Annotated in this window: 19 protein-coding genes and 3 pseudogenes; 12 read left to right on the forward strand and 10 right to left on the reverse strand. The window is 75.1% G+C overall.

The window, feature by feature from the left end:
* The first annotated feature begins 94 nt into the window (after window positions 1-94).
* From U6N30_RS15005 to U6N30_RS15025, 5 genes and pseudogenes are all read left to right on the forward strand, one after another.
* Complete coding sequence (locus tag U6N30_RS15005; RefSeq protein ID WP_324277900.1) at window positions 95-655, forward strand: phosphatase PAP2 family protein; 561 nt, start codon at window positions 95-97, stop codon at window positions 653-655.
* 38 nt (window positions 656-693) lie between these two features.
* Window positions 694-1,697: pseudogene (locus U6N30_RS15010) on the forward strand (uroporphyrinogen decarboxylase family protein).
* On the forward strand, window positions 1,697-1,945 hold the full coding sequence (locus tag U6N30_RS15015) for a hypothetical protein (protein WP_324277901.1): 249 nt from the start codon (window positions 1,697-1,699) through the stop codon (window positions 1,943-1,945). The pseudogene U6N30_RS15010 and the gene U6N30_RS15015 overlap by 1 nt, the downstream one beginning before the upstream one ends.
* Window positions 1,946-2,049: 104 nt before the next feature.
* Window positions 2,050-2,175 (forward strand): annotated as a pseudogene (locus tag U6N30_RS15020) (FAD-dependent oxidoreductase); the annotation flags it as partial.
* A complete protein-coding gene (locus U6N30_RS15025; protein ID WP_324277902.1) occupies window positions 2,175-3,224 on the forward strand; it encodes a flavin-containing monooxygenase in 1,050 nt (349 codons plus the stop codon). The pseudogene U6N30_RS15020 and the gene U6N30_RS15025, both read left to right, overlap by 1 nt.
* Here the strand turns inward: U6N30_RS15025 and U6N30_RS15030 are convergent.
* The 3 genes from U6N30_RS15030 to U6N30_RS15040 are packed head-to-tail and all read right to left on the reverse strand — an operon-like array spanning window position 3,199 to window position 4,225.
* Window positions 3,199-3,426, reverse strand: a complete 228-nt coding sequence (locus tag U6N30_RS15030) for a helix-turn-helix domain-containing protein (protein WP_324277903.1) — start codon at window positions 3,424-3,426, stop codon at window positions 3,199-3,201. The genes U6N30_RS15025 and U6N30_RS15030 overlap by 26 nt on opposite strands.
* Window positions 3,402-4,034 (reverse strand): hypothetical protein, encoded by a 633-nt coding sequence (locus U6N30_RS15035; RefSeq protein WP_324277904.1) that lies wholly within the window; start codon window positions 4,032-4,034, stop codon window positions 3,402-3,404. The genes U6N30_RS15030 and U6N30_RS15035 overlap by 25 nt, the downstream gene beginning before the upstream one ends.
* A gap of 26 nt (window positions 4,035-4,060) precedes the next feature.
* On the reverse strand, window positions 4,061-4,225 hold the full coding sequence (locus U6N30_RS15040; RefSeq protein ID WP_324277905.1) for a hypothetical protein: 165 nt from the start codon (window positions 4,223-4,225) through the stop codon (window positions 4,061-4,063).
* A 121-nt stretch (window positions 4,226-4,346) separates the two neighbouring features.
* Between U6N30_RS15040 and U6N30_RS15045 the strand changes: the two genes are divergently transcribed.
* Entirely contained in the window at window positions 4,347-6,173 is a 1,827-nt protein-coding gene (locus U6N30_RS15045; protein ID WP_324277906.1) for a protein adenylyltransferase SelO, read from the forward strand.
* On the opposite strand, the gene U6N30_RS15050 is transcribed toward U6N30_RS15045, so the two are convergent.
* The 3 genes from U6N30_RS15050 to U6N30_RS15060 form a co-directional block, all read right to left on the reverse strand.
* Window positions 6,070-6,765: a cytochrome b gene (locus U6N30_RS15050; protein ID WP_324277907.1), complete on the reverse strand. Its 696-nt coding sequence runs from the start codon at window positions 6,763-6,765 to the stop codon at window positions 6,070-6,072. The two genes, U6N30_RS15045 and U6N30_RS15050, sit on opposite strands and share 104 nt — an antisense overlap.
* Before the next feature lie 49 nt (window positions 6,766-6,814).
* Window positions 6,815-7,246, reverse strand: a complete 432-nt coding sequence (locus U6N30_RS15055) for a hypothetical protein (protein WP_324277908.1) — start codon at window positions 7,244-7,246, stop codon at window positions 6,815-6,817.
* 76 nt (window positions 7,247-7,322) lie between these two features.
* Window positions 7,323-7,997: a DNA polymerase gene (locus U6N30_RS15060; RefSeq protein WP_324277909.1), complete on the reverse strand. Its 675-nt coding sequence runs from the start codon at window positions 7,995-7,997 to the stop codon at window positions 7,323-7,325.
* 83 nt (window positions 7,998-8,080) lie between these two features.
* Here U6N30_RS15060 and U6N30_RS15065 point away from each other — a divergent pair, with 83 nt between their 5' ends.
* Together U6N30_RS15065 and U6N30_RS15070 are read left to right on the forward strand one after the other, a co-directional pair.
* Window positions 8,081-8,386 (forward strand): hypothetical protein, encoded by a 306-nt coding sequence (locus tag U6N30_RS15065; RefSeq protein WP_324277910.1) that lies wholly within the window; start codon window positions 8,081-8,083, stop codon window positions 8,384-8,386.
* Window positions 8,387-8,531: 145 nt separating this feature from the next.
* A complete protein-coding gene (locus U6N30_RS15070; protein WP_324277911.1) occupies window positions 8,532-8,840 on the forward strand; it encodes a hypothetical protein in 309 nt (102 codons plus the stop codon).
* A gap of 18 nt (window positions 8,841-8,858) precedes the next feature.
* On the opposite strand, the gene U6N30_RS15075 is transcribed toward U6N30_RS15070, so the two are convergent.
* From U6N30_RS15075 to U6N30_RS15085, 3 genes are all read right to left on the reverse strand, one after another.
* Entirely contained in the window at window positions 8,859-9,722 is an 864-nt protein-coding gene (locus U6N30_RS15075; RefSeq protein ID WP_324277912.1) for an SGNH/GDSL hydrolase family protein, read from the reverse strand.
* Window positions 9,723-9,872: 150 nt separating this feature from the next.
* Window positions 9,873-10,331 (reverse strand): saccharopine dehydrogenase family protein, encoded by a 459-nt coding sequence (locus U6N30_RS15080; protein WP_324277913.1) that lies wholly within the window; start codon window positions 10,329-10,331, stop codon window positions 9,873-9,875.
* A 56-nt stretch (window positions 10,332-10,387) separates the two neighbouring features.
* Window positions 10,388-11,020 (reverse strand): saccharopine dehydrogenase family protein, encoded by a 633-nt coding sequence (locus U6N30_RS15085; protein WP_324277914.1) that lies wholly within the window; start codon window positions 11,018-11,020, stop codon window positions 10,388-10,390.
* A gap of 98 nt (window positions 11,021-11,118) precedes the next feature.
* On the opposite strand from U6N30_RS15085, the gene U6N30_RS15090 reads away from it, so the two are divergent.
* From U6N30_RS15090 to U6N30_RS15105, 4 genes and pseudogenes are all read left to right on the forward strand, one after another.
* Complete coding sequence (locus tag U6N30_RS15090; protein ID WP_324277915.1) at window positions 11,119-11,340, forward strand: hypothetical protein; 222 nt, start codon at window positions 11,119-11,121, stop codon at window positions 11,338-11,340.
* A 23-nt stretch (window positions 11,341-11,363) separates the two neighbouring features.
* Window positions 11,364-12,035, forward strand: a pseudogene (locus tag U6N30_RS15095) (ATP-dependent DNA ligase); the annotation flags it as partial.
* A 154-nt stretch (window positions 12,036-12,189) separates the two neighbouring features.
* The gene (locus tag U6N30_RS15100) at window positions 12,190-12,645 is read left to right on the forward strand and encodes an ATP dependent DNA ligase (RefSeq protein ID WP_324277916.1); all 456 of its coding nucleotides are present in this window, start codon (window positions 12,190-12,192) and stop codon (window positions 12,643-12,645) included.
* A gap of 112 nt (window positions 12,646-12,757) precedes the next feature.
* Window positions 12,758-13,006, forward strand: a complete 249-nt coding sequence (locus tag U6N30_RS15105; RefSeq protein WP_324277917.1) for a hypothetical protein — start codon at window positions 12,758-12,760, stop codon at window positions 13,004-13,006.
* 160 nt (window positions 13,007-13,166) lie between these two features.
* On the opposite strand, the gene U6N30_RS15110 is transcribed toward U6N30_RS15105, so the two are convergent.
* Window positions 13,167-13,742 (reverse strand): LLM class flavin-dependent oxidoreductase, encoded by a 576-nt coding sequence (locus tag U6N30_RS15110; protein ID WP_324277918.1) that lies wholly within the window; start codon window positions 13,740-13,742, stop codon window positions 13,167-13,169.
* Between the last annotated feature and the right edge of the window lie 124 nt (window positions 13,743-13,866).

Genomic DNA, 13,866 nt, shown 5'->3' on the forward strand with positions numbered 1-13,866 from the left:
CCGCACCCGAGGCCGGGCATGAGCCCTCCTACCGCCGTCGACCGGTCGACGTGCACATCGCACTCGCGGGCGCTGCGCTCACCGCGCTCTGCGCGTGGGGGCGTCGCCGGGCACGGTCGGCTCCCTGGAACGGCGCGTCTTCGCCTCGCTGAACGGCCTCCCCGACGCGTTGCGGGCGCCGCTGTGGCTCGCCCAGACCGCGGGTGTCCTCGCCGTTCCGCTGGTGGTGGCGGCCGCGGCGCTCGTGCTCCGGCACTGGCGGCTGGCGGTCGCAGCGGTCCTGCTCGTGCCCGCGAAGCTCGGCGTCGAGCGCGACCTGCTGAAGGTCCTGGTGCCGCGCGAGCGCCCCGGTACGACCATCCCCGGCGCCGTCCTGCGCGACGTCCCCTCGGCCGGACCGTCCTTTCCCTCCGGGCACGCCCTCATCGCCTTCGGCCTGGTGGTCCTGCTCGCCCCGTACCTGCGGCGGCGATGGGTGCTCGCCGCCCTGACCCTGGCGGTGCTCAACTCGGTGGCCCGGGTCTACCTGGGAGCACACGCCCCGCTGGACGTCGTCGGCGGGGCAGCTGCCGGGATCGCGGTGGCGGCACTGCTGAACATCGTCGTCGGCGTCCCCGTCCGGCCGTCGGGCCGTCGCGCTACCGTCCCCGGATGACCAGGCCGATGCCCACGTCGCTGCCGCCGCTGCCCACGATGATCGTCGGCAGCCTGCCCCAGCCCGACTGGCTCATCGACCGCGATCGGCTCGGTCACCAGTTCCCACCGCGGGTCCGCGCCCGGGAGCTGTGGCGCGTCCCGACGTCGCTGCTCGCAGAGGCGCAGGACGACGCCACACTGGTCGCCCTCCGCAGCCAGGAGGAGGCCGGGCTCGACGTCGTCACCGACGGCGAGATCCGCCGCGAGTCCTACTCCAACCACTTCGCCACCGCCCTCGAGGGCCTCGACCTCGACCGCCCGGGAACGGTGCGCAACCGGTCGGGCATCGACATCCCCGTGCCGCGGGTGACCGGCGAGATCCGGCGGCCCGCGCCCGTGCAGGTCGACGACGTCCGCTTCCTGCGGGCGCACACCGACCGCGCCGTCAAGATCACCGTGCCCGGTCCGTTCACGATGGCGCAGCAGGCCCAGAACGACCACTACGCCGACGACCGGAGCCTGGCGCTGGCCTACGCCGAGGTGGTCCGCGAGGAGATCGCCGACCTTTCGCCGCGGGCGCCGACATCGTGCAGATCGACGAGCCGTGGCTGCAGGCCCGGCCCGACGTCGCCCGGGAGTACGGCGCGGAGGCGGTCAGCCGGGCGCTCGCCGACGCCGCCGGCCCGGTGCACGTGCACCTCTGCTTCGGCTACGCCGCGATGGTCGCCGACCGGCCCGACGGCTACTCGTTCCTGCCGGAGCTGGCCGACACCCCGGCGGACGTCGTGTCGGTGGAGACGGCCCAGTCGCACCTGGACCCGGCGACCCTGCGCCCGCTCCGGGGCAAGGGCATCGCCCTGGGCGTCCTCGACCTGTCGACGCCGGAGGTCGAGACGCCGGAGACCGTCGCCGACCGGGTGCGGCGGGCCCTGGACTCCGTCGACGTCGACCGGCTCGTGCTCTCCAGCGACTGCGGGCTGAAGTACCTCCCGCGGGCCTCGGCCGCCGGCAAGATGCGTGCCCTGGCCGAGGCGGCCGCGACGCTCCGGGGAGAGATCTGATGGCCAACCTGGAGTCGCTGCGGCGGTTCGGCATCGTCCTGGAGATGGCCGAGGCGGCCGGCGACGGCGACTGGGCGGCCTGGACGACGGTGCTCGCCTCCCTGGACGAGGACACGCGGGCCGACGTCGTCCGCCAGTCGTCGCTGGTCATCGCCATGCTCTGCGAGCGGGAGGCGGAGCGACGGGGCATCACCCGTCACCAGTTCCTCGCGCAGTTCCGGGCGGAGGCCATGGAGGGCATGGGCTGACGCCCTCGCCGGACGGCGGAAGACCCCCACCTGTGGGGTGGTCCTCGTGCCCGTCCCGCCCTGATCGTGGTCCCGGCGGAGGCTCACGCGACTGGGAGGGCGGCATGGACGGGACGACGGACGTCGTGGTGCTGGGGAGCGGACCGGCGGGGCTGTCCACCGCTGCCGAGCTGGTGGCCCGCGGGGTGCCCGCCACGGTGCTGGAGCGCGGCCACGGGATCGGGGCGGCGTGGTCGGCCCGGTACGACGCGCTGCGGTTCAACACCTGCCGGCTGCACTCCGCACTGCCCGGCGCCCCGTTCCCCGCGAGTTCGGTCAGTTCCCCACGCGCGACCAGTACGTCGCCTACCTCCGGCACTACGCGGAGCGCAGAGGAGTGCGGGTCGAGCACGGCGTCGAGGTGACCCGGCTGCAGCCGGCCGTCGGTGGGGGCTGGCAGGTGCGGACCAACCAGGGCGAGCGCCGCGCCGACCACGTCGTCGTGGCGACCGGCGTCTTCAACCGGCCGAAGCCCGCGGACTGGCCCGGCCGCGACGAGTTCCGCGGAACGTTGCTGCACGCCGTCGCCTACCGCAACGCCGCACCGTTCCAGGGCCGCGACGTGCTGGTCGTCGGCGCCGGGTCGACCGGGTTCGAGGTGGCCCACGAGCTCGCCACCCACGGAGCCCGCCGCGTCCGCCTGTCGGTGCGCACCGCCCCCAACATCCTGCTGCGGATGATGGGCGGCCTGCCCGCGGACCTGCCCGTCCCGCTGTTCCTGCACCTGCCCACCGCATGGGTGGACCGGCTGCTGCTGTTCATGCAGCGCCGGGTCATCGGAGACCTCAGCGCGCACGGTCTCCGGCCACCGACGGAGGGCCCGATCTCCCAGTTGCTGCGCCGCGGCGCGGGCACTGCGGTCGTCGACCGGGAGGTGGTCGACGCGATCCGCTCGGGCGCCTTCGAGGTGGTGCCGGCGGTGGAGCGGCTGGACCCCGACGGTGCGGTGCTGGCCGACGGGAAGCGCGTCGACGTCGACACGATCATCGAGGCCACCGGCTACTCCACCGGGCTCGCCGAGCTGGTGGGGCACCTCGGCGTCCTCGACGACCGGGAGCTGCCGCTGGACGGCGAGGGAGCCGAGGTGGCACCCGGGCTGCGGTTCGTCGGTTTCGTCCCCCGGCCGGGCATCACCGGGTACGTCGGGCACGCGGCGCGGCGGGTCGGCCGGGAGATCGCCGCCGGTCGGCGTGCGCCGGCGCGGGCACGAGCGCTCAGCGCATCGAGCTCGACGGGCTGACCACCGGCTCGTGCGACAGCAGCGCGGCCATCTGGGGGCGACTGTTGACGCCGAGCTTGGCGAAGACGGCCTTCACGTGGCCGCGCAGCGTCTCCGGCGTGATCCACAGCCGCTCCGCGATGGCGGAGATCGGCAGGCCCGTGAGGAGCAGCTGGGTCACCTCGCGCTCGCGGTCGGTCAGCTGGTGCAACCGGAGGAGCACGGGGGCGATGTCGGAGCGCCGGGCCGCCTCGACGACGACCGCGGTGCGGCCCCGGTCTCCTCCTTCCAGGCGCGCGCCGCGCACGACCAGCCACTCCCGGTGCGCGCCCGGGTGCGGGCGCACGCCACCCGGCCGGCGCCGTCGCGGGCCAGCACCCGCGTCTGCTGGGCCACCTCGTGCAGCACGATCGTGCTCTCGAGGTCCTCGTCGTCGATGGGTCCGAGCCACTCCCGGGCCGCGGCCGTGACCGACTCGACGCAGCCGTCGTCGGTCAGGACCACCAGCGCGGGAGGTCCGCTGCCGGAGACGTCCCCGGCCTCTCCGGACAGGAGCAGCGAGGTGCGGATGCCGTGGCCGATGTGCGGGCAGAGCCCGGCCAGCTGCCGCACCTCGGCGTCGGAGAAGTAGGGCTCGGAGGCCGGGCGGGTCAGGCAGGCATGGCCCCACGCGGTCGAGCCGGTGGCGAAGACGGCGCGCAGCTCGTCGCCGTACCCGCACGGCCCGTAGATCCGCGCCCACCGGGTGCTGCGGGCGAGGACTCCTCCGGTCGCGGCGCTCAGCGAGGCCGCGGGCACCTCCCGCGACGCGAGCTCGGAGAACGTGTTCACGTCCTCCTCGGTGAGCTCGCACTCGATCAGCGCCAGCTGCTGGTCCCGGGGACCGACTCCCCGTGGACGCCGGTGATCAGCATCGTCTCGGGGTCGATCAGCAGCCATCCGGCGACCGCGTACGGGATCTCCGCCCGCACCAGGGTCGCGACACGCTCCAGCAGCCGGAGGGGTCCTGGGCCCTGGCGCACTCCCGGACCACCCGCTCCGACAAGCGCTGGACTCCGTGCCGGCGGGCCGTCACGGCCACCATTCTCCGTCCGGTCGGCCGACGGGTCCACCACGCGCCGCGACCCTCGTAGGCTGGACGGGGTGAGCATCGCCCCGCCGTCATCCCTCTCCCTGGACGACCGCTTCGCCCGTGAGCTCCCCGAGCTGGCGGTCGCCTGGCAGGCCGAGGAGGCGCCCGAGCCGCGCCTCCTGGTGCTGAACGAGCAGCTGGCCGCCGACCTGGGCCTGGATCCGGCGGCGATGCGCACGCCCGCAGGGCTGGAGCTGCTCCTCGGCACCGCGGTGCCCGAGGGTGCCCACCCCGTCGCGCAGGCCTACGCCGGGCACCAGTTCGGCGGTTTCGTGCCCCGCCTCGGCGACGGGCGGGCGCTGCTGCTGGGCGAGGTCACCGACACCGGGGGCCGGCTGCGCGACCTGGCCCTCAAGGGCTCCGGCCGGACGCCGTTCGCGCGGGGCGGGGACGGCCTCGCGGCCGTGGGGCCGATGCTGCGTGAGTACGTCGTCAGCGAGGCGATGCACGCCCTCGGGATCCCGACCACCCGCTCGCTCGCCGTGGTGGCCACCGGCCGCCCGGTGCGCCGGGAGACGCTGCTGCCCGGCGCCGTGCTCACCCGCGTCGCCGCCGGCCACCTGCGCGTGGGCACCTTCCAGTACGCCGCCGCCACGGGTGACGCCGACCTGCTGCGCCGGCTCGCCGACCACGCGATCGCCCGGCACCATCCGGCCGCCGCGGAGGAGGAGCAGCCGTACCTGGCGCTGTTCGAGGCCGTCGTCGCCGCGCAGGCCGCCCTGGTGGCGCAGTGGATGCTCGTCGGATTCGTGCACGGCGTCATGAACACCGACAACATGACCATCTCCGGCGAGACGATCGACTACGGGCCGTGCGCGTTCATGGAGGCCTACGACCCCGACACCGTCTACAGCTCGATCGACGCCGGCGGGCGTTACCGCTACCGCAACCAGCCCCTGGCCGCCGAGTGGAACCTCGCCCGTCTCGCGGAGGCCCTCCTCCCGCTGCTGGCCGACGACCCCGAGCAGGCGGTCCCCCTCGCGGTGGAGGCGCTGAAGACCTTCCAGCCGCGGTACGAGGCGGCGTGGTCAGCGGGCATGCGGGCCAAGCTCGGTCTGCCCGAGGGGCTGGACGACGCCGTCGCCGCACCACTGGTCGACGAGCTGCTCGTCCAGCTGCAGCAGAGCCACGTCGACCACACGACGTTCTTCCGCGCGCTCGGGAGCGCCGCCCGCGGGGACGCCGACCCGGCCCGGAACCTGTTCCTGGACCTGCCGGCCATCGACGGCTGGCTGGAGCGCTGGCGCGCACTCGGCCCGGACCCCGCCGCCATGGACCGGGTCAACCCCGTCTACGTGCCCCGCAACCACCTCGTCGAGGAGGCGCTCGACGCCGCCACCGTCGGCGACCTCGACCCGCTGGGCCGGCTCCTCGACGCGGTGGGCGCCCCTACGACGAGCGGCCCGGCCTCGAGCGCTACGCGTCGCCCGCTCCGGAGGACTTCGGCGTCTACCGGACCTTCTGCGGCACCTGACGCAGGGACCGCGCGATGCCGCTCCGTTCGGCACCGCAGGAACTGGCCGACCATCGCCATGACCGCCCGGCGCACGGGCTGCTCGCGAATGCGACGGAACGGTGGCGATCAACCCGCGATGGCCACGAGTTCGTCGCACGCGGGGCGGGCGGGTGGCCGACAGCCCCCAGCCGGGTCTCGACCGCCTGCTGCAGGTCGTCCGCGAGCACTACGGGAGCGCCGCCCCGGCGGCTCCCTGACCGGCGGGCCGGCCGACCGCCTCAGAGCATGCGCGCGAGGTGCCGGTTCCGCCGCAGGACCGTGTGCGTCAGCACGAGCCCCACGTGCCCGGCGATCGCCGCGAGGAAGACGATCTGGGCGGTGACGTGCGCGGGCAGCCAGTCCTCGCCCGCGGCCACGAGCAAGAACCCGCTCGCGGGCACCGCGACCAGCGAGGCCAGGAGCAGCTTCTCCAGAGCGCCCTCCAGCCGCCGCTCCCCGGCGCTCAGGTGCCCGGCCCACGGCGGCAGCGGCGTGGTGCTCCGCCAGCCGATCCGCACCGCCGCCAGGACCAGCACGAGCAGCCCCAGGCAGATGTGCAGTTCCGGCAGCGAGAGCCCGTCGGCGAACGCGCTGCCGCTGACGACGTCGGAGAACACCTCCGACGCCTGGTCGTCCTCCTGCGCATCGAGGGCCTCCTCGCGCCGCTCGATCGCGGCCTCGGCCTCCTCCTCGGCGGCCTCGCCGCGGCCCTCCGCCTCCACCTCCAGCCGCTGCTCCTCGGCGTCCAGCAGGTCCTCCCGCCGGTCGGACACGTCGTCGAGATCCATGCCGTAGCCCACGACGAACTGCCCCAGGACGGCGGCGACGGTCGACCAGTGCAGGACCTTGGTGACGACGCCGTACCCGTGGCGCCCGTTGCGCAGGTGCATGCGCCGAGCCTGCCCCGTGCGGACGCCGCCGGCGACGGCCGTCACCCGCTCGGGGACGCGCCGCCGCGGGGCCGGTCCCCGCGGCCGGCCGGGATCAGTCCGCATCGGCCCAGGACCTGACCACCGCCACGTCGAGCGGGAAGTCGATCGGGAACGAGCCGAACAGCAGCCGTCCCGCCTCGGCGGCCGCGCGGCGGACCTCCTCGACGACCGCACCGGCCAGGTGCTCGGGCGTGTGCACCACCACCTCGTCGTGGAGGAAGAAGACCAGGTGCGGCCGAGTGCTCCAGCTGGCCGGTGCCGTCCAGCCGCCACAGCCGGTTGCGCAGGTCGGCCAGCCAGCACAGCGCCCACTCGGCCCCGGTGCCCTGGACGACGAAGTTGCGGGTGAACCGGCCCCACGCGCGGCGCCGCCGGTCCCGGTCCTCCGGTGTTCCCGCGCGCTCCCCGGGCTCGCCCGGCTCGTCCGGGAGCTCCGTACCGCCGCCCGGCGACGGCGACCCCGGCCGAGCAGGGTGTGCACCACGTCGCCGCGCTCCCCGCGCGCGCCGCCTCCTCGACCAGGCCGATCGCCCGGGGGTACCGGCGGGCCAGGCGGGGCATCATGCGGCCGCTCTCCCCCGCGTGCCGCCGTACATCGCCCCGAGGATGCCGAGCTTGGCGTCGGCCCGGGTGGCCACGGCGCCGCCGGCCACCATCCCCTGGTAGAGGTCGGCCGACCGGGCGGCGGCGGCCATCGCGGTGTCCCCGCTCATGCCGGCGAGGACCCGCGGTTCGAGCTGCGCGACATCGGCGACGACGAACCGCCACCCGTCGTCGGCGATCGCGGCCGGCCGGACCTGCATGGGGACGGAGAGCGCACCGCCCCCGGTGGCGGCCCAGCGGCCGGTCACGACGCCGCCGGGGAGGAACCAGGTCCGGAACCGCCCGTCGCGCACCCAGGCGTCCAGCCAGTTCCAGCCGTTGGCCTGCAGCAGCCGCGACAGCTTCTTGTACTCCAGCAGTGCCGGGATGCCCGGGTGGTCGAGCTCCTGGAGCGTCCAGGACCGGGTGTCGCTCACCGGCAGCCCCGCGGCCTGCAGCGCCCGCAGGAGGTCACCGGGCGAGTCGGGGTTCAGGGTCGGGGCCCGGAAGCCCGCGCGGATCTCGGCCAGCAACCGTTCGAGGGCCGCCGGACGCTGCCCGGGCGCGGGCCGGGGTCCGAGCAGCTCGGTCAGCAGCCGTCCGTGCACGTCCGCCCGCCAGGGCAGCCCGGCGTGCGTCATCTCGGCGGCCACCAGCGCGCCCGAGGACTCTGCGGCCAGCAGGAGGCCGAGGCGCCCCGCTCCGCCGACGCGGCCAGCGCCGACTGCTGGCGGGTGTGCTCGGCGGCGGGGTCGAGGCGATCGGCCGGGTCGTCCAGGGGAAGAGCGCTGCGTCGGCGGCGGTGACGGGCTGGAGTTCGCCCCAGCCGGAGGTGTCGTCGCCGGCGAGCAGGCCCTGGTCGACGAAGGGAGAGCGGCGGAGGACGGCGTGGGCCAGCCGCAGGTCCCAGCAGCGCTCCACGCGGACGCCGGCCGCCAGCAGTGCCGGGTACCACCGCGTGGTGTCGTCCCACACCCAGCGCACCGGCTCCCGCTCCCGCTCGCGCACGAACGCCGGGAGGTCCCCGGAGACAGCCGGGTGACCCGGTCCGCCGAGCCGTCGGCCGCCCGCTCCCGTGCCTCCACGGCGCCGTCGCGGCGGACGAGGAGGGCGCGGTTCACCGTCGCAGTGTCGCCGACCGGGACGACAGCTCTGCGCGTCCGCCGCGAGGGCGACAGACTGGACGGGTGAGCGCGCCACGGTTCCCGGGCCCGACCGGTCAGGGCATCGTCCGACTGCTCACCACCGCGGGCGGCCGCATGCTGGTGCTCGCCGGCGACGTCGATGCCGCGGTCGTCGACGCCTTCCTGCGGCGTTACGGCCACGAGCCGGCGCGGATAGACGGCATCGACGCCGGTTCGGTCACCGCGTTCTCGGCGCCGGCGTTCGAGCTCCTGCGCGACCACCTCGAGGCCGCCGAGCGGGCCGGTCGGACGGTGCAGGTGCACCGGTCCCCGCAGGTGGAGCTGCTGAGGACCCAGCGCGCCGTCCGGTGATCAGCCGACCGGAACCGATCAGCGCAGGCGCAGCACCCGCATTGCCTGCGTCGCCATTCCCTGCTCGCCCAGCGCGTTCGGGTGGACGATGACCGCGTTCGTGCCCTGCAGTACCGGCTCGATCCAGCGGGCGCCGAGGGGCTGGCAGGCGTCGTGGCCCTCGGAGACGCGGTTCATGTCCACGTAGGTGACGCCGGTGCGGGCGGCCGCCCGCTCGACGGCGTCGTTGAGGGTCGCCTGGAGGCTGCGCAGGTAGGGGACGTCGCCCTCGGCGATCGGCATCCGGTCGAAGCAGCCGCCGGTCTCGGGCAGGATCCACGGGTAGCCGAGGATCGCGACCCTGGCCCGCGGCGCCTCGGTCCGGACGGCGCGCAGCGTGTTCACCAGCGCCGGGTAGGTGACGTTCCGGATGGTGTCCTCGAAGGACGTTCCGTACCGGTCCTTGCACGGGCTGCCCTGGCCGAGGGTCGACAGGCCGGCGGCGCCGCACTGCAGGATGGAGTCGAGAAAGACGCTGCTGTCGTTGCCGCCGATCGTCATGGTGACCAGCTGCGTGTCCCGCGCCAGCGCGTCCAGCTGCGGAGCGACCCCGGGGTACTGCTCCGCGACGTAGTCACCGGTGTCCGCCCCGCCGCAGGTCACGTCGGTGAGCTGGGCGCCGATGGCGGCGGCGATCACGTGGGGGTAGTTCGCGGTCGAGCGCAGGCACTGCGGTGGCGCCGTGAGGTCCGGGGGCAGGACGCCGGAGGCCGCGCTGTAGGAATCGCCCAGCGCCACGTAGCGGAGGGGACCGTGCGCCCCCGCCGTGGACGGCGCGCCCAGCAGCAGGAAGGCGAGAGCGGCGAGGACGCAAGCGGCGATCCGGTGCACGGGCTTCTCCATCCGAGGCGGGAACTCGGTAGGACAACGCCGGACCACGGTTGAGGTTACGCACCGTGCACAGGTAGGTCGTTCAGAGCTCGGACACCTCGTACGTCTGCCCGGCGGCCCGCAGCCGCTCGACCAGGACGTCGCCGAACGCCGTCGCCGGGGTCAGGGAACCGGCGCGGGCGGGCAGCCGGTCGCCGTCCAGCGCGAGGGCCTGGGCGCTCTCCCCAGCATCACGGCGGTCGCGGCGTAGCCCGGGTCCCCGGATCCGGCGGCCACCGCCCGGTACCGGCGGCCGTCCTCCGTCTCGGCGTCCACCGTCATGCGGAACCAGCCCTTCCGGCGCGCCTCCTCGCTCGGGCCACTCCCCGGCGCCGGCAGCACCCGGTCGAGCAGCCCGCGGGTGGGGGCGAAGCTCATGGCCGACACCGCGCCGACCAGGCCGACGGAGACCCCGGCCGCCGTCGCGGCGCCCAGCGGGCCGCGGCCGACACCCATCGCCTCGCCGTAGCTGAGGCCTCGCCCGTATGCCCAGTCCTGCAGCGCGTTGCTGCGCCGCACGATGCGGCTGTTGAACGGCGCCATCACGAAGGCCGCCGTCCACCGCCCGTCGGGCGTGCGCACGGGCAGGCCCACATCCCGCGGCTGGACCGTGTCGGGCTCGGCCTCCCGGTCCGGGCTCAGCGCGAAGGGTCGCCGAGCACCCGGCGCAGCGACGGGTCCTGCCGCAAGGCCTCGACCTGCGCCCGCATCGAGTCGACGGTGCCGCCGCTGAACCCACCGCGCAGCGTCGCCACCAACCGGACGTCGCACAGGCCGCCGGCCCCGTCGGCGCGGGCCCGCTCGGCGAGGAGGAACGTGCTGAGGTCGGACGGGATCGAGTCGTAGCCGCAGGCGTGCACGATCCGGGCGCCGGACTTCCGTGCCACGTCGTCGACCCGGGCCATCGCCTCCCGGACGAAGAGCACCTCGCCCGTGAGGTCGGCGTAGTGCGTCCCGGCGGCCGCGCAGGCCTCGACCACGGGGAGGCCGTACCGCGCGTAGGGGCCGACGGTGGTCACCAGCACGCGGGTGCTCTCCGCCAGGGCCGTCAGCGATGCCGGATCACCGGAGTCGGCCTCGATCACCGGCCACTCGCGAGCGGCCGCCGGAAGGCCCGCGCGGACCTCCAGGAGCCGCGTCCGCGACCGCCCCGCCAGCCCGATCCTTACGTCCGGCGGGGCGTGCTCGGCCAGGTAGGCGGCGAGCAGCCGTCCGACGAAGCCGGTGGCCCCGAAGACGACGAGGTCGTGGTCACGTGCGCTCTCAGCCATGCCGCCATCCTGCGTGCCGTGGGCGGACGACGCCCGGTGGCCCCCGTCCGGGGCACCGGCGCCGCCGAGACGTCGGCCGGGCCTGCCACGATGACGCGGTGCTGCTCGCCGACGTCGTCGCCGCCTCGACCGCCGTCGCGGCCACCCGGTCCCGGACGGCCAAGGCGGGCACCATCGCCGGGGTGCTGCGCGAGGCGGCTCCCGACGAGATCGGGCCGGTGACCGCCTGGCTGGCGGGCGAGATCCGCCAGGGCCGGATCGGCGTGGGCTGGCGCACCCTCACCCGGTCCGCGGCGCCCCTGCCCCGACCTCGTCGCTGACGGTCGGCGCGGTCGACGAGAGCCTGACCGAGCTCGCCGGCACCTCCGGCGCCGGCTCCACCGCCCGGCGCGACGCCGCGCTCACGTCGCTGCTCTCGGCCGCCACCGACGTGGAGCGGCAGTTCCTCGTGCGGCTGATCGGCGGCGAGCTGCGCCAGGGCGCGCTGGAGGGCGTGGTCCTCGACGCGGTCGCGACCGCCGCCGACGTCCCTGCAGCGAGCGTGCGCCGGGCGTTCATGCTCTCCGGCAGCCTGCCGGCGACGGCGTCCACGGCGCTCGCCGGCGGCGTCGGGGCACTGGAGGCGGTGCGCCTCGAGGTCGGCCGCCCGGTGCGGCCGATGCTCGCCAGTCCCGGATCCTCGCTGGACACCGCGATCGCCGACCTCGGGACGGACGTCACGGTCGAGTACAAGCTCGACGGCGCCCGCATCCAGGTCCACCGCGACGGCGACGTCGTCCGCGTGTGGACCCGCACGCTGCGCGAGGTCACCGACGGCGTCCCCGAGCTCGTCGACCGGGTGCGGGCACTGCCCTGCTCCACCGCCGTCCTCGACGGCGAGACGCTGGCGCTGGACGACGACGGTCGGCCGCGGGCGTTCCAGGACACGATGAGCCGCTTCGGCAGTGACGCCTCGGACGAGGGCGTGCTGCTGAGCCCCTTCTTCTTCGACCTGCTCCACCTCGACGGGCGTGACCTGCTGGACGAGCCGCTGCACATCCGCCTGGACGCGCTGGCCGGGCTGCTCGCGGGCGAGGAGCACGCCGCGCTCCGGATGCCGGCCGTCCGCTCCCCGACCCGGACCAGGCGGCGCAGGTGCTCGACGGCGCGTTGGCCGCCGGCCACGAGGGGTGGTCGTCAAGGCGCTGGACGCCTCCTACGCCGCCGGCCGGCGCGGCAAGGCCTGGCAGAAGGTGAAGCCGGTGCACACCCTCGACCTCGTGGTGATCGGCGTGGAGTGGGGCTACGGGCGCCGCACCGGCACCCTGTCGAACATCCACCTCGCCGCCCGCGACCCCGACGGCGGCGAGCCGGTGATGGTGGGCAAGACCTTCAAGGGCATGACCGACGAGCTGCTGGAGTGGCAGACCCGCACGTTCCCGGAGCTGGCCCGCGAGCGCCCCGACTGGGGCCTGGTGCTGCGGCCGGAACTGGTGGTCGAGGTCGCCCTCGACGGGGCCCAGCGGAGCACCCGCTACCCGGGCGGGGTCGCCCTGCGGTTCGCCCGGGTGCTGCGGTACCGGCCCGACAAGAGCCCCGCCGAGGCCGACACCCTCGACGCGATCCGCGCCCTGCTCGCCCGCTGAACCCCGGCACACCGGTCGCCCCACCGGACGTCTGGCCGGGTCACGGCACGGCTGGACGGTCGGGCAGACGGCTGGACCTGGGTCAGACCCCGCGACCCGCGGGGCGACCTCCGTGCCGAGCAGCTCGATGCCGCGCAGCAGGTCGCCGTGGGCCAGGCGCGGGTTGGTCATCTGCAGCGAGAGCCGGTCCACGCCGCCCAGCTGCTCGGCCACCCGCGCGATCTTGGTGGCCACGGTGTCCGGATCGCCCATGAAGAAGGCGCCGTCCGGCCCGCTGGTGGCGTCGAACTGGGCGCGGGACGGCGGGGAGAAGCCGCGCTCGCGGGAAACCTTGTCGAACAGCTCGTGCCAGCCCGGGTAGATCGTGTCCGCCGCGGCCTGCGTGCTCTCGGCGACGAAGCCGAACACGTGCAGACCCACCTGCAGCCGCTCGGGCGGATGACCCGCCTGCGCGCCCGCCCGGCGGTACAGCTCCACCAGCGGCGCGAACTGCCGCGGCTCCCCGCCGATGATCGCCACCATCAGCGGCAGCCCGAGCAGCCCGGCCCGCACGAACGACTGCGGCGTCCCCCGACACCGACCCAGACCGGCAGCGGGTCCTGCAGCGGTCGCGGGTAGACACCCTGCCCGCTGAGCGCCGGCCGATGCCGGCCGGACCAGGTGACGTGCTCGGACTCGCGGATGCGCAGCAGCAGGTCGAGCTTCTCCTCGAACAGCTCGTCGTAGTCGCGCAGGCTCAGGCCGAACAGCGGGAACGCCTCGGTGAAGGAGCCGCGCCCGACGACCAGGTCGATCCGGCCCTTCGAGATCAGGTCCAGCGTGGCGAACTGCTGGAAGACCCGGACCGGGTCGGCTGCGCTCAGCACGGCGACCGCGCTGCCCAGCCGGATGCGCGACGTCCGGGCCGCCGCGGCCGCGAGGATCACCGGCGGGGCCGAGTCGTAGTACTCGCTGCGGTGGTGCTCGCCGATGCCGAACGAGTAGAGCCCCACCCGATCGGCGAGCTCGATCTCCTCCAGCAGGTGCTGCATCCGCTCCTCGGGTCCCACGACGTGCCCCGTGACGGGGTCGGTCACCGCCGAGACGAAGCTGTCCACGCCCAGGTGCATGCCCGCCAGTCAAGCAGGCGGACGTGCCCGTCCGCCCGGGAACCGGCCCGTCGAGGTGCAGCTCGAGGACCGACCGGCCTCCTCCGGGCGGCGATGGTTGGATCACGGGCAC

Source organism: Blastococcus brunescens, assembly GCF_035320885.1.
Classification (GTDB): Bacteria; Actinomycetota; Actinomycetes; order Mycobacteriales; family Geodermatophilaceae; genus Blastococcus_B; species Blastococcus_B brunescens.